Origin of the sequence: Pengzhenrongella sicca (genome assembly GCF_017569225.1) — a bacterium.
In the GTDB taxonomy this organism is placed as follows: Bacteria; Actinomycetota; Actinomycetes; order Actinomycetales; family Cellulomonadaceae; genus Pengzhenrongella; species Pengzhenrongella sicca.
Genome location: NZ_CP071868.1, coordinates 4,251,629 through 4,265,707, shown reverse-complemented (window position 1 = coordinate 4,265,707; position 14,079 = coordinate 4,251,629). Strand labels below are relative to the sequence as shown.

Here is a 14,079-nt window from a genome sequence, read left to right as displayed (position 1 = left end):
AACCCGGTGGCTTACCCGAAGGGAGAGGGTGCCGACGCCGACCTCGGCGAGCGGCGCCCGCCGTACACATGAGCGTGAGCATGAAGCGTCCAACTCTTGGCCAGCGCTACGCCGTCCTTGGTCTTGCCTTGCCCCTGGTTCTTCTCGGCGGCTGCTCCTCCGTGAACTCGGACACCTCAGCGGCCACTGAGCCGACCCCCGACAGGGAGTCTGGAGGCGAGGCGTCCGAGGCGGCGGCGACGACGCCTCGACTGCTGCTGACGTTCGACGGCGGGATCGAGGTGCTCGATGCGACAACGCTCGAGACCATCTCCACGCTCGAGCTCGACGGGTTCAACCGGATCAACTCGGCAGGTGATGGCCAGCACGTGCTGGTCTCGACCGCGGGCGCGTTCCAGGTGCTCGACGCCGGCACGTGGGCCGAGCCGCATGGCGACCACAGCCACTACTACACGGCCGACCCGGCCCTGACGAACGCGGCGTTCGGCGCCGAGAAGCCCGGGCACGTCGTCGTCCACGCGGGTCGGACCGCGCTGTTCGATGACGGCACCGGCAACGTCGTCGTCTACGACTCCGGAACCGTCGCTGACGGCGACCGTGAGGTGCGCGAGTACACGACGCCGAGCGCGCACCACGGTGTCGCTGTCGAGCTGGCGGACGGCCGCCTCGTCGTCTCCGAAGGAACCGAGGAAGCCCGGACGGGAATCCGGGTGCTGGACGCGAACAACGCCGAGATCGCACGCTCGGACGAGTGCCCTGGCGTGCACGGCGAGGCAATGGCAGCTGATGAGACTGTCGTGATCGGCTGCGAGGACGGCGTGCTGATCTACCAGGAGGCGACGATCACCAAGGTGACCAGCCCTGACCCCTATGGTCGGATCGGCAACCAGGCCGGCAGCGAGGCCTCGCCGGTCAACCTCGGCGACTACAAGACGGATCCGGACGCCGAGCTCGAGCGCCCGACCCGCGTATCTCTCATCGACACCCGCACCGCCCAGCTCTCCCTCGTCGACCTTCCCTCGAGCTACAGCTTCCGCTCGCTCGGGCGAGGCGCGGGTGGCGAGGCGCTGGTGCTCGGCACCGATGGCCAGCTGCACGTGATCGATCCGGAGGCCAAGACGCTGGTCAGGTCCATTCCGGTGATTGAGGCGTGGGAAGAGCCCTTGGAATGGCAGGCGCCGAGGCCCGCGCTGTTCGTGGCCGACGGCACGGCGTACATCACCGATCCCTCGGCAAAGACGTTGTACGCGGTCGACATCGAGACCGGGGAGATCTGGAACAGCGTCGAACTGGCTGAGACACCGAACGAGATCACCGGAGTCTCGGGCGCAGCGGCAGCAGTGTCCGACGACGAGCACGGCGAAGGCGAGCACACCGACTGACCTGTCCGGTGTGACGGCTCTCCGGGGCCGTCACACCGGGAAGGCGCTGACGTTCACCAGTGGGCACCTCCTGCCCTCGACCTTCAGGAACACCATGCTCACGCTCCGACCGCGCGCCGCCCGCGCCTGGGTCACCGCTGTCTGTGCACTTTGCGCGATGGCGCTGGTCACTGCCTGCGTCCCGGCAGCACAACCTGACGGGAACCGCCTCGAGGTGCTCGCCGCGTTCTACCCGCTGCAGTACGTCGTCGAGCAGGTCGGCGGCGACCGGGTCGACGTGACGAGCCTGACCCCACCCGGGGCGGAGCCCCACGACGTTGCGCTCTCCCCCGCTCAGGTACGCCGCGTCGGGGAGGTTGACCTCGTGGCCTACCTTCCCGGATTCCAGGCCGCGACGGATGAGGCCGTCGCCGCGCGGCAACCGGAGCATGTGGTCGCAGCCGGTACCGGGAGCCGCGACGACACCTCGGAACTGGCCAGCGACCCACACTTCTGGCTCGACCCCACCCTTCTCGCCGAGGTCGGTGACGACGTCGCGCACGCGCTGACGGAACTCGAACCGGCCTCCGCCGGCGCTTTCGCGGCCCGGGCTCACGACCTCGAGACCCGGCTTCACGCACTCGACGAGGAGTTCGCGGTCGGCCTTGCGCACTGCGCCGGCGCGACCCTGGTCACGAGCCATGAGGCGTTCGGCTACCTCGCGCGAAGGTACGGCCTGGTACAGGTCGGGATCTCCGGCATTGACCCCGCTGCCGAGCCGTCCCCGGCGCGCCTGCGTGAGGTCGGAGCCGTCGTGGAGCAGAACGGCGTCGAGACCCTCTTTTTCGAGGTCCTCGTGAGCCCCAAGGTCACCACGGTGCTCGCGGGGGATCTCGGTGTTCGCACCGCCGTCCTCGACCCGATCGAAGGACATACCGACGACGCAGTGGACTACTTGGGGACGATGCGCGCGAATCTTGAGTCGTTGCGCGGCGGCTTGACCTGCACCGGGTAGGGAATGCGGGGTTTGCGAGGCTCGCGGTCGCGACCAGGCGCGCGAGCTCGCGCGCCTGGTCACACGCGGGGCGCCACGGGCACACCTACCGGCGCGACCGCTGCCGGTGAGCGTGGCGGAGTGACTTGGTCTGCGCAGGCGACGAGCACTGCGACCGCTGTCGTGATGGGGATCGCGAGCACAAGCCCGATGGACCCGACGAGGGTGCGGACCACCTCTTCGGCGATCTCCCCGCTGGTGAGCGTGTCGATGAAGGAGTTCTGCAGCAGCGCGACCATGAGGAGCAACGGGAGCGCCGCGCCGACGTACGCGAACGCGATCGTGTAGACCGTCGAGGCGATGTGATCGCGGCCGATGCGCATCGCGCGGGCGAACAGCGCGGGTCGGCTCGCCGCCGGGTCGGCCGCGCGCAGTTCCCAGACGGCGGAGGACTGGGTGATCGTCACGTCGTTGAGCACCCCGAGGCCGGCCAGGATCAGCCCGCACAGGACTACTCCACGCAGGCTGAGCTCGGGAGCGTACGCAGGAAGCTGCAGCGCCACCTCGTCGCTCAATCCGGTCAGGTGGGCGGCGTCGGACGCCCAGTAGCCGAGCGCTCCTGTGGCCGCGAGGCCGACGACCGTTCCGAGCAGCGCCGTCGTGGTGCGCGCGGAGAAGCCGTGCGCGAGGTAGAGCACGACGAACATCACCGCCGAAGCGGTCACGAGACCGACGGCGAGCGCATTTGAGCCGGCCAGCAGGGCGGGGAGCGTGAAGGTGACGATTCCCGTCAGTGCGACGCCGAGTCCGACCAGTGCCGCGAGTCCGCGCCAACGCGCCACGGCCACGACCAACGCCGCGAAGAAGACTCCGAGAACAGCGATCGGCACCGACCGCACGTAGTCCATGAAGATGTAGGGGGTGCCGATCGTCATGCTCTCGGCCTCGGGGATGTAGACCACCTTGATGCGGTCGCCCGACCCAAGGCCCGAGGCCAGGTACTCCGGTGTGACCTGAACCTTGACGCTCTTGCCTGTCTGTTCGAGCCGGGCGGTGACGCCGCCGACCCCGTCGCCGACGCCTTCCGGCAGGAGCGCGGTGACCTCTGCCTGCATGATCTGGGTTGCTCCCACGGTGACCGGGACGGTGCCGAGCACCGGCTCCCCGGTAGGCCACAGAGCGACAAGGCCTAGCACGGTTGCAAGCAGGACCGGTAGAAGCGCCGCAGCGAGGAGAAGTCGCACGCGTCGCGAGGCTCGCGGCGCCGGGCCGTGGCCGTGGCCGTGGCTACCGTGACGCGTTGACTCGCTCATCGAGGCCAAGCATCGCCCGTCAGGCTGTGTGCGCACCTCACCTGGGTGGCGTGTCGGCATCGCAAAAGGCGGGCAGAATCGGTGCTCGTGGCGACCAGACGACGACCCGATCGCATCACGACCCTCCTCGCAGCGATCCTCCTGCCGCTCGCGCTCGCCACGATCGTCGGGCTTGTTGCGCTGTGGCCGCACGGGGCGGTGCAGGGCGGGCGTGAAGTGGTCGTCGTGGACACCCAGTACCCGACCGCGACGGTGCTCTCCTTGACCCGCAAGAGCTGCGAGGGAACGAGCGAGGATCGGCTCCCCGACGGGACGGTCCCCGAGAGCGTCACGTGCCTCTCGGCGCAGGCGCGGGTGACCTCAGGTGACGCGTCGGGCAGAACCGTCGAGGTGTGGGCGCCGGCGAACGGGCCATCGCTGGGGCTGCGCGAGGGGTCGACGATCGTCCTCGAGCGATACACCGCGACAAGCGGCCAGCCCGAGACGTGGGCGTGGCACGACTTCGCCCGGAGCCTTCCCCTCGGCCTGCTGGCAGGCGCGTTCGCCGTGGTCGTCGTCGCCGTCGCGGGCGTGCGCGGAGCCCGTGCCCTGATCGGGCTCGCGCTGGCGTTCGTCGTGATCGCCACCTTCATGCTGCCGGCGATCCTGCGCGGGGAGAACGCCCTCGCGGTGGGGCTCGTGGGCAGCAGCGCCATCATGTTCGTCGTCCTGTACCTGGCGCACGGCTTCTCACGGCGTACCACCACGGCGCTGCTCGGCACCCTGGCCGGCCTGGGTCTGACCGCCGGGCTGGGTGCGCTCGCCGCGTCCGCGGCTCACCTGAGCGGCACCGCCACAGAGGACGGCTACCAGCTCGCGCAGCTCACCGAGGCCCCGAACCTTCGTGCGCTCTTCCTGTGCGGGATCATGCTCGCCGGGCTCGGGGTGCTCAACGACGTCACCATCACCCAGGCCTCGGTCGTGTGGGAGCTGCGCGCCTCGGCGCCGCTGGCGACGCGCCGGGAGCTGTTCGTCAGCGGGATGCGCATCGGCCGCGACCACATCGCCTCGACCGTCTACACGATCGCCTTCGCGTACAGCGGGGCCGCGCTGCCGGTCCTGTTGCTGCTGCAGTTCTATCAGCTCCCGCTGCTGCAGACCCTGACGAGCGGCGAGTTCGCCGAGGAGCTGGTCCGCACCCTGGTCGGGTCGATCGGGCTTGTGCTCGCGATCCCCCTGACCACGCTGATCGCCGCGGTGATCGTCAGCGCCGCCCCCGCAGCTGCCGGGGCGGGGGCGCGGCACTCCGCACGCCATCGCGAGGCCAAGGACGAGTACTCCGGCCACGCGCACTGAGCCGCGCAGGCGGCTCGCGGCCCCGCCGCTCGACAAGAATCGGCGCACTCCCTGAGACCATGAGGAAGACGTCCTCGAGAGACCCGGCTTGGGGCCCGCTCTGCTGTGTCGTGAATCGGAAGACCTATGGTGACCAGGCTTCCGCTCCGCGCACGTGCTCAGGCTGAGCCGGTACCCCGGCACCTCCACCAGATTGCGACCAGGTGACCCGGATGACGCACTTCGACGAGGTCCAGATCGAGGACCTGCGCGAGATCGGTGGCCTGAAGTGGAGCACGTTCCCGGACAAGATCGGCGCGTTCGTGGCGGAGATGGACTTCGGGATCGCGCCGCCGATCACCCAGGCGCTGCACGCCGCCGTCGAGATCGGCGGGTTTGGATACCTGCCGCCAGCCGTGGCGAGGCGCATGTCCTCCGCCTTCAGCAACTGGGCCCGGGACCGGTACCGGTGGGTCGTGCCGGCCGACAACGTCCGACCGTTGGCCGACGTGATCTCCGGCCTCGAGGTCGCCATCCGGTACTTCTCCGCACCAGGCTCCGCCGTCATCGTCCCGACCCCCGCGTACATGCCGTTCCTGACCGTGCCGGGCGCGCTGGACCGCGACCTCATCCAGGTGCCGATGGCCGTGCAGGACGGCAGGTACGTCTATGACCTCGATGCCCTCGACTCGGCCTTCAGGGCCGGGGGCAACCTGCTGGTCCTGTGCAACCCGCACAACCCGGTCGGCCGGGTGCTGGAGCCCGGCGAGCTGCAGGCGATCGCCGAGATCGTCGAGCGGCACGGCGGCCGGGTGTTCGCCGACGAGATCCACGCCCCGCTGGTCTACCCCAGGCGTGCGCACACGCCGTACGCGTCCGTCTCCGCCGTCGCCGCGGGCCACACCGTGACGGCCACCTCGGCCTCCAAGGCGTGGAACCTCCCGGGGATGAAGTGCGCCCAGATCATCCTGTCCAACGACGCCGACATGCAGGTGTGGGCGGCGGTCGGCACGATGGCCGAGCACGGCGCAGCCAACCTCGGCGTGATTGCCAACACCGCCGCCTACACGGCCGGTGGTGGGTGGCTTGACCAGGTCATCGCCTATCTCGACGGCAACCGGCTCGCGCTCGCGGACCTCGTCCGGCAGCACCTGCCCGGCGTGGGCTACACGCCGCCCGAGGGGACCTACCTGGCGTGGCTCGATTTCCGCGCACTCGACCTCGGCGAGCCGGCCGCCGACTTCTTCATGAAGAACGCCGGGGTCGCGATGACCGACGGGGCCAAGTGCGGCGACGCCGGCCGCGGTTTTGTCCGGTACAACTTCGCCACGCCTCGACCGATCATGGAGCAGACGATCGAAGCCATGGGGAAGGCGCTCTCCGTGCGCTGAGCCGGGAGGCGACCCGGTGCTGCGCCGAACTCACGCCTCGCGCCGGGCCGACTGAACCGACGCCGACCCGACGGGGAACGTGACCCCGGTGAGGTCTTCGGAGACGGACCACAGCCGCTGCTGGACTGCCACCTCGTACGAGTCCGGGCTGGAGGTGACCGGCCGGGGGTGGCCCGTGACCTCGAAGCGTCCGCCGGGACCGTAGTACTGGCCGCCGAGCACGGCGGGGTCGGTGGCGGCGCGCAGGGTCGGCAGGGCGCCCATCGCCGGCGTCTGGCTGATCAGAGGCGCGAGCCAGGTGAGCGGAAGCCGGAGGGCCGCGGGGGAGTTGCGGGCGAGCTCGGTGCTGGAAAGACCGGGGTGCGCGGCCACCGCGATGGTGGTGCCGTGAGTGGCAAGCCGGCGCTGTAGCTCATACGCGAACATCAGGTTGGCCAGCTTGGACTGCCCGTAGGCGGCGACCCGGCCGTACGACCGCTCCCACTGCAGGTCATCGAAGTGGATCGCGGCCCGGATGCGGTGGCCGGCGCTGCTGACCGTCACCACGCGCGAGCCCGGCACCGGCAGCATCAGGTCCAGTAGCAGCCCGGTGAGCGCGAAGTGGCCGAGGTGGTTGGTGCCGAACTGCATCTCGAAGCCGTCCCGGGTGGTCTGCTTCGGGGTGTACATCACGCCGGCGTTGTTGATCAGCAGGTCGATCCGGTGGTGCCGGGACCTCAGCGCCGCCGCCGCGGTCCGGACGGAGTCGAGCGACGTCAGGTCCAGCGCCTGCACGGTCACGTCGCCGGTCATGCGGGCCGCGGCCTGCTCGCCCTTGGCGACGTTGCGGACGGCGAGCACCACGGAGGCCCCGCGCTCGGCGAGCGCCGCCGCGGTCTCATACCCCAGCCCGGTGTTGGCCCCGGTCACCACCGCTACCCGCCCGTGCTGGTCCGGAATGCTCGCCGTCGTCCACTGCTCGCTCATGTCAGGCTCCCCACTAACGTACCGAAGGTATCTTGTGTCGACGACATTAAGGTACTACCGGTATGTTGTCAACGTACCGCAGGTACCTAAGTTAGGCTGGCGAATGTGACGTTCCAGCGGGCGCGAACCGAAGAGCAGCGGGAGATCCGCCGACGGGCGATCCTCAACATGGCGTCGGCGATGCTCGACGAGATGCCCGTGGCCGAGCTCACCCTGAACGAGCTCAGTCGCCGCGTGGGCCTGGCGAAGCCGAATGTGCTCCGCTACTTCGAATCTCGCGAGGCGGTGCTGCTGGAACTGCTGGACCACTTCGTGCAGGAGTGGCTCACGGAACTGGCGGGCGAGCTGGCCGCCGCTGGCATCGACGAACAGCTCCCGATGGCCGAGCGAGCGGCAGCGGTGGCGGAGATCCTCAGCCGTTCGCTCTCCGGGCGAGCGGTGCTGTGCGACCTCTTTGGCGCCCAGGGCAGTGTGCTGGAGCACAACGTCTCCGTCGAGGTCGTCGCGCGCTACAAGCGCGCCTCTCTGGACCGCCTGACAACCATGACCGCCCTGGTCCAGGAGTACCTGCCGGAGCTGGGCGAGAACGCGGCACTGTTCAGCCTGCAAACCATGGTCATGGCCGGCGCGCTGTCGGCCTACAGCACGCCCCCGCCCAGCCTGCAGGCGGCCTACGAGGCCGAGCCCGACCTGGCCCGCTTCCACCTGGACCTGAGGGACTCCTTGAAGCTGGCCCTGACGGCGACCCTCCTGGGCGTGCTACCCCGCCCCTGACCGGTTGAGTCGTCGTGCGGCGCTGATCGACGAGGCGCGCCCAGGCTCGATCCGGTTGTGGTTCGAATGTGTGAGGGCGAGGCGCCGATCCGGACCACAGCTCAAGAATGAACGATGGCGGCGTCGCCGGGCGGCAGCGTCCCAGACCAGCCGCCTGACGACCTACAGTCAGCCTCTGTGACCGATCCCTCGCCCTCGAACGCGAGTTGGACGTCCGCCTCGTGATGGCCGACAGACCTCCGTCGCGGGCGCCGTCAGCGGACGACGTCGTCAGGGCCGCGTACTCCGAGCGTGCAGCCGAGTACGCCGCGGCGCTCGGCTCCATCTCGGCGATGGATCCCCTCGACGTCCGGTTCATCTCCGAGTGGGCGGCGCGCTGCCGTGGCCCCCTCGTCGACGCTGGCTGCGGCCCCGGGCACTGGACCCACCTGCTGACAGAGCTCGGGGCCGACGTCGAAGGCGTCGATCTCGTCCCCGCGTTCGTCGAGCTGGCCAGGACGCGCTTCCCGACGGCGTCCTACCGGGTGGCTCGCCTCGACGCCCTCGGCACGCCCGACCAGAATGCCGCCGGGATCCTGGCCTGGTACTCGCTGATCCATCTCGAGCCCGTGCGGGTGCCCGCCGTCCTGGACGAGTTCCGGCGCTGCCTGCGGGACGACGGCACCCTCGTCCTCGGGTTCTTTGCGAGCGCCCGGCTCGAGCCGTTCCCGCACGCGTTCACGACGGCCTACTCGTGGCCGGTCGACGAGCTGACCCAGCACGTCGAGAACGCCGGGTTCGTGGTCCGGCACGCTCACACCCGCCCGAATCCCGCCCGGCCCGACCGGCAGCACGGCGTGCTGCTGGCGGACCGGGCGTGACCACGAGGTCCGCGCCCGCCGGGGTGTGGTGGCGCACGAGGCACGGACCCGCCCGGTCACCTAGGGAACCAGGATCGCCCTGCCCCGGACGCGGCCGTTGTCGAGGTCGTCCAGGGCCGACTGGAAGTCGGCCAGGGCGTACTTGCTCGTGTGCAGGGTGACCTTGGCCTGGGCCGCCAGCGCCATCAGCTCGGCGAGGTCGTTGTAGCTGCCGACGAGGTTGCCGACGAAGTTGATCTCCGTCGAGATGATGTCGATCGTGGGGATGTTGATGTTCTCCCCGTACCCCACGACGAAGTAGCTGCCGGCGCGGCGCAGCATGCGCACGCCCTCGGCAGTCGCGCCACCCTCGCCGACGAAGTCGATCACCGCCTCGGCCCCGTTGTCGCCGGTCAGCGCGAGGACTTGGGCGACGTGGTCGCCGTCGGCCGTGGCGAGCACCGTGTGATCGGCGCCGAGGTCGGCGGCGAGGGCCAGCGCGTCCGGGTTGCGGTCGACGACGATGAGCGAGGCTCCGCTGATGGCCTTGAACACCTGGACCCCGATGTGGCCGAGGCCGCCAGCGCCGATCATGACGGCGAACTGGCCCGGCCGCAGCAGGGCGTTCGCCTTCGCCACGGCGTGGTACGCGGTCAGGCCGGCGTCCGCGAGGGCCGCGACGTCCGCTGGCTCGAGAGAGTTGTCGAGCTTGATGACGCTCCGGACGGAGGTCTTGAGAAACTCGGCGTAGCCGCCGTCGGTGTCGATGCCGGGGAACTCGCTCGCGACGCAGTGCACGTCGTCCCCGGACCGGCACGCGCGGCACTGACCGCACGTCCGCAGCGGGTGCAGGATCACCTTGTCGCCAGGAACGACGCCGGTCACGGCCGAGCCGACGGCGTGCACCCACCCCGCGTTCTCGTGCCCGATCGTGTAGGGCAGGGCCACCTGGGACTTGTCCGCCCACTGGCCGTCCAGGATGTGCAGGTCGGTGCGGCACACCCCGGCGCCGCCGACCCTGACGATCACGTCGAGCGGGCCGGTGATCTCCGGCTCAGGGAGCTCCACGAGCTCGAGGTTCTTGTGGTACTCGACGACGCGTACGGCTCTCATGATGCCTCGACTCTCTCGTGGGGGGTGGCGTCTTGTGCGCGGGCACGCTGGTCGGCGGCCGACTCGGGGTACCGGGTGCGGAGCAGACCTCGGCAGAAGTGGGCGTTTCCGTCGATAGAGATCCGGATCGCCTTCGCGAACCGGAGGCGGAGCTCGATGCGGTCCGCCGGCCACGCGGTGCCGTCCGCGTCCACCATCACGAGGGAGTCCGTCGAGGTGTCCAGCCCGAGCGCGGATCGCCGCCTTCCGAGGCCTTCCCGGACGCCCTCGGTCGGCAGGTCGCCGAAGGTCAGCCGGCCGAGGTCCGCCACCTCCCAGCCGTACTCGCGCAGCATCACCGTGCAGGCGCGCTCGATGTACGCCGCATGGGCCTTCACCTGGAAGACCTTGCGCAGCTCGTCGAGCTCACCCGCGGCCTCGCGGGGATACGCCGCGACGAATCCGTTCCTCGCGGCGACGCCGGCGTTGATCCGGTCGGAGTCGTGATGGTCATCGAGCAGCACCCGCACGCTGGCGACGCCCGGCAGGCGGGCGATGGCGTCCTCGGCGTCGGAGGCCATCAGGTAGGCGAAGCTCGGCGAGCAGAACGCGGTGGGCAGCCGCAGCCGGACGAGCACGTCACCGCCGGTGACGACTCGCTCGGTCACGAAGCCCAGGTCCGTGATCGGCTCGTCCAGCTCGGGGTCGATCACCGTGGACAGGGCGGCGTCGACCTCCTTCCAGGTGACGACGGCGATTGTCACGCCCCTACCTCAGCCCCGACCGCGACGCCGGTCTCGGCCCCGGCCGGCTCCGGCAGCCGCAGCGCGGCCGGGACCTCGATGTGCGGGTACAGCCGAGCGGCGTTCAGGCCGAGGATCTTCTTCTTCTGCGCGACGGTGATCGGCGCGTACTCGCCCTGCATGTCCTCGGGGATCTGGGAGTCGACGAACTTCTCGATCAGCCACTTCGGCTGCCACAGGGCGTAGTCGGAGCTGAACAGGATCCGGTCCTCGCCCAGCCAGTACAGGAGCTCGCCGATGATCTGCGCCCAGTACCGCGGGCGGGTGTGGATGAACGGAATGGCGACCGCGAGCCCGCCGTAGACGTTCGGCTCCTGCGTCGCGATCCAGCAGAAGTCCTCAAGCCGCGGCAGGCCCACGTGCTCGACGATGAAGTTGAGGTGCGGGAAGTCCGTCGCGCAGTGGTCGATGTCGGCGACGTCGAAGGCGTCCCGGTCGAGGGGGAGGATCGTCGGGCCCTTGTGGATGTGGATGTTCTTGATGCCCAGCTCGGCGCACTTCTCGAGGTACTTGTACGCCCACGGGTCGCTCATCTTGAAGCCGCGGCTCTCACCGTGCCAGGCGGCGGTGTAGATCTTCACGCCCTTGAGGTCGTACTTCGCGGCGTCCTCCTCGAGCTGGCGCAGACCGACCTCGCCGTCGCGCGCGTCCCAGTTGTGGTTGTACGTGAGCCGGCCCGGGTTGCGCTGGGTCATGTCCCAGGCGAGGTCGCGGCTGAAGCCGTTCACGTAGAAGTCGGTGAGTGCCGCGGGGTTGAAGATCGCGTGGTCGACGTAGCCGTTGCCGAAGAGGTCGGTCATGAAGTCCTGCTCGGTGTACTTCTGGTACTTCTTGAACTCCCAGACGTACTCGGCGGGCGACAGGTTCCGGTGGTAGTCGTAGAAGCACTCGATGAACTGCTTGCCGTGGACGTTGCGCTGGTTCTCGTCCGAGCCGTCCCACATGTGCACGTGAGCATCGACGATGAAGTAGTCCTCGCCATCCTTCGAATACATGCCGTCTCCTCAAGTGGCCGCCACGGCGGCGTTGCCGGGCAATGCCCATTGAACTGCTGCGGGACCTCGCAAAGCAGCCCAAACCGCGTCTCAATGTGAGACCCCCACTGGCCTAGGCACACCTGCGGGCCGTGTGTAGCGTGATCGGCGCGGACCGGCCTTCCGGTGTTCGCGACCCGCACGAGGAGGCGACGATGCCTGGGAGTGGATCACCCGTCCTCGCGCGCGAACCCGGTTCGCCCCGTGACCGCGCGGCCTCCGATCGTGAGTCCCTCGCGCTGGAGCTCGGCCGAGGCGGGGCTGGCTCCCCGGTCCGTCCGGAGATCCGCGCGTCGTGGGCGCGTTCGGCCGCCGGGGGCCTGCAGATCGAGCACCTCGAGGTTCCCGTCGACGGGGAGTTCGACGACGAGTCGCCGCTGATGTCGGCGGCGCGCCCCGTCCTCAGTGCGCTCTGGTCGCATCTCGCCGACGAGCCGGTCAGCGTCATGCTGTGCGACGAGACCGGCCTGGTTCTGTCGCGCGAGTGCGGCGATCCGGCGGTCCTGCGATCCCTCGACGAGGTCGCGCTCGCGCCGGGCTCCACCTACTCCGAGGCGGCCGTGGGTACGAACGGCTTCGGTCTCGCGCTCGCCGACGACCGGCTCACGCTGGTCGCCGGCGACGAGCACTACTCAGCGCAGCTCATGGGGTACACCTGCGCCGGGTCACCCATCCACGACCTTGCCACCGGCGCGGTGATCGGCGCGATCAGCCTGACCACGTGGTCGTCGTCGGGCACCGGGCTCCTGCTCGCGGTCGCCGTCCAGACCTCCGCCAACATCGAGGCGCACGTGGTCTCCCAGGGGCGCACCCTTCCGGGGGATCGCCGTCCGCGGCTCACCCGGTTCGAGGTCATCGAGCGTGACGCGATCGCTCTCGCGCTGGAGCGGAACCCGGACAGCGTGGCCGACGCGGCGAACGACCTCGGAATCTCTCGCGCCACGATCTTTCGGCGCATCAAGCGGTACGGCATCCGGCCCCACACCGTCGTGGCCCGGCACACAGAACCGACCTAAGGAGCAAGACATGGTGCAGACCGTTCGAACGGTGATCTCCCCGGCCCGGTACGTGCAAGGCAAGGGCGCCATCCATCAGCTCGGGAGCTTCCTGGCGCAGCTCGGATCGACTCCTCTGATCGTGGCCGACGACCTCGTCTGGGGCCTTGTGGGCCACGACATCGAGGCGTCCCTCAAGGCGGCAGACCTTCCGGTCAACCGGGTGAACTTCAACGGCATCCCCAGCGCCAAGGAGGTCGACCGGCTCGTGGGGATCATCAAGGAGACCGGTTCGGACATCGCCGTCGCCGTCGGCGGCGGGAGCACGATCGATGCGGTCAAGGCCTCCGGCTACCTCGCCGGGATCCGGTGGGCGAACTGCCCGACCGTCGCGTCGACCGACGCCCCGACGAGCGCGCTGGCCGTCATCTACACCGAGACCGGCGAGTTCGAGGAGTACCGGTTCTTCCCGCGCAATCCCGACCTGGTGCTGGTGGACTCGCAGATCGTCGCCAACGCGCCCGTCTCGCTGCTCATCGCCGGCGTCGGCGACGCACTGGCCACCTGGCTCGAGGCGCGTGCCACGTCGCGGTCGAACTCCAACACCATGGCCGGCGGGCTCCCGACCGTGACCGGCACGGCGTTGGCCAAGCTCAGTTGGGACGTGCTCTGGGAGAACGCACTGCCGGCGATCGACGCCGTGCGGGACCACCTGGTCACCCCAGCCGTCGACCGGGTCATCGAGGCGAACACCCTGCTCTCGGGGCTGGGCTTCGAGTCCGGCGGGCTGGCCGCGGCCCACGCCATTCACAACGGACTGACCGCCGTGCCGGGGACGCATGGTCTGGCCCACGGGCAGAAGGTCAACATCGGCTCGATCACGCAGCTCGTGCTCGAGGGCGCACCGACGAGCGACCTCCGCGAGTTCATCGAGTTCACCACACGCGTCGGGCTACCGACGACGCTGACGGAGGTCGGCCTGCGGGCCGACGACGCCGAGTCGCTCAAGACGGTTGCCGACGCGGCCACGGTCGCGGGCGAGACCATCCACTCGATGCCGTTCGAGGTCGCCAGCGGCGACGTCGCCGCGGCGCTCGCGTCGATCGAGCGCTTCGCGGTCACCGTGCGCGCCGAGGCGAAGCTCCCGGCGCCGGTGCCGTACACGGGGCGCCACTGACCCATCCGCCCGCCCTCGCTCAATCG

At 69.7% G+C, this 14,079-nt stretch carries 13 protein-coding genes; 8 read left to right on the top strand and 5 right to left on the bottom strand.

The annotated features are described in order from the left end of the window. Nucleotides 1-80 precede the first annotated feature (80 nt). Nucleotides 81-1,382: a zinc metallochaperone AztD gene (gene aztD, locus J4E96_RS19525; RefSeq protein WP_227423684.1), complete on the top strand. Its 1,302-nt coding sequence runs from the start codon at nt 81-83 to the stop codon at nt 1,380-1,382. 157 nt (nt 1,383-1,539) lie between these two features. Then, a complete protein-coding gene (locus J4E96_RS19520; RefSeq protein ID WP_227423683.1) occupies nt 1,540-2,376 on the top strand; it encodes a metal ABC transporter substrate-binding protein in 837 nt (278 codons plus the stop codon). 59 nt (nt 2,377-2,435) lie between these two features. Here the strand turns inward: J4E96_RS19520 and J4E96_RS19515 are convergent, their stop codons facing one another. Continuing rightward, complete coding sequence (locus J4E96_RS19515; protein WP_227423682.1) at nt 2,436-3,512, bottom strand: YibE/F family protein; 1,077 nt, start codon at nt 3,510-3,512, stop codon at nt 2,436-2,438. Nucleotides 3,513-3,755: 243 nt separating this feature from the next. Here J4E96_RS19515 and J4E96_RS19510 point away from each other — a divergent pair, with 243 nt between their 5' ends. Next, the gene (locus J4E96_RS19510; RefSeq protein WP_227423681.1) at nt 3,756-5,003 is read left to right on the top strand and encodes a YibE/F family protein; all 1,248 of its coding nucleotides are present in this window, start codon (nt 3,756-3,758) and stop codon (nt 5,001-5,003) included. Between the two features lie 212 nt (nt 5,004-5,215). Continuing rightward, nucleotides 5,216-6,373: a MalY/PatB family protein gene (locus J4E96_RS19505; protein ID WP_227423680.1), complete on the top strand. Its 1,158-nt coding sequence runs from the start codon at nt 5,216-5,218 to the stop codon at nt 6,371-6,373. 30 nt (nt 6,374-6,403) lie between these two features. On the opposite strand, the gene J4E96_RS19500 is transcribed toward J4E96_RS19505, so the two are convergent. Then, nucleotides 6,404-7,339, bottom strand: a complete 936-nt coding sequence (locus J4E96_RS19500) for an SDR family NAD(P)-dependent oxidoreductase (RefSeq protein WP_227423679.1) — start codon at nt 7,337-7,339, stop codon at nt 6,404-6,406. Nucleotides 7,340-7,444: 105 nt separating this feature from the next. Between J4E96_RS19500 and J4E96_RS19495 the strand changes: the two genes are divergently transcribed. Both J4E96_RS19495 and J4E96_RS19490 read left to right on the top strand, forming a co-directional pair. Next, nucleotides 7,445-8,113, top strand: coding sequence for a TetR/AcrR family transcriptional regulator (locus J4E96_RS19495; RefSeq protein WP_227423678.1), 669 nt, complete (start codon nt 7,445-7,447; stop codon nt 8,111-8,113). A 224-nt stretch (nt 8,114-8,337) separates the two neighbouring features. After that, complete coding sequence (locus J4E96_RS19490) at nt 8,338-8,973, top strand: class I SAM-dependent DNA methyltransferase (protein ID WP_227423677.1); 636 nt, start codon at nt 8,338-8,340, stop codon at nt 8,971-8,973. 60 nt (nt 8,974-9,033) lie between these two features. Here J4E96_RS19490 and J4E96_RS19485 read toward each other — a convergent pair whose 3' ends face one another. Genes J4E96_RS19485 through J4E96_RS19475 form a run of 3 tightly spaced genes read right to left on the bottom strand, consistent with a single transcriptional unit; the run spans nt 9,034 to nt 11,842 of the window. Further along, on the bottom strand, nt 9,034-10,065 hold the full coding sequence (locus tag J4E96_RS19485; RefSeq protein ID WP_227423676.1) for an NAD(P)-dependent alcohol dehydrogenase: 1,032 nt from the start codon (nt 10,063-10,065) through the stop codon (nt 9,034-9,036). Further along, nucleotides 10,062-10,808 (bottom strand): iron-sulfur cluster assembly protein, encoded by a 747-nt coding sequence (locus J4E96_RS19480; RefSeq protein WP_227423675.1) that lies wholly within the window; start codon nt 10,806-10,808, stop codon nt 10,062-10,064. The genes J4E96_RS19485 and J4E96_RS19480 overlap by 4 nt, the downstream gene beginning before the upstream one ends. Next, nucleotides 10,805-11,842 (bottom strand): amidohydrolase family protein, encoded by a 1,038-nt coding sequence (locus J4E96_RS19475; RefSeq protein WP_227423674.1) that lies wholly within the window; start codon nt 11,840-11,842, stop codon nt 10,805-10,807. Before J4E96_RS19475 ends, J4E96_RS19480 begins: the two co-directional genes overlap by 4 nt. 194 nt (nt 11,843-12,036) lie before the next feature. Here J4E96_RS19475 and J4E96_RS19470 point away from each other — a divergent pair, with 194 nt between their 5' ends. Both J4E96_RS19470 and J4E96_RS19465 read left to right on the top strand, forming a co-directional pair. Then, a complete protein-coding gene (locus J4E96_RS19470) occupies nt 12,037-12,897 on the top strand; it encodes a helix-turn-helix domain-containing protein (RefSeq protein ID WP_227423673.1) in 861 nt (286 codons plus the stop codon). A gap of 10 nt (nt 12,898-12,907) precedes the next feature. Beyond that, nucleotides 12,908-14,053 (top strand): glycerol dehydrogenase, encoded by a 1,146-nt coding sequence (locus J4E96_RS19465; RefSeq protein ID WP_227423672.1) that lies wholly within the window; start codon nt 12,908-12,910, stop codon nt 14,051-14,053. The last annotated feature ends 26 nt before the right edge of the window (nt 14,054-14,079 follow it).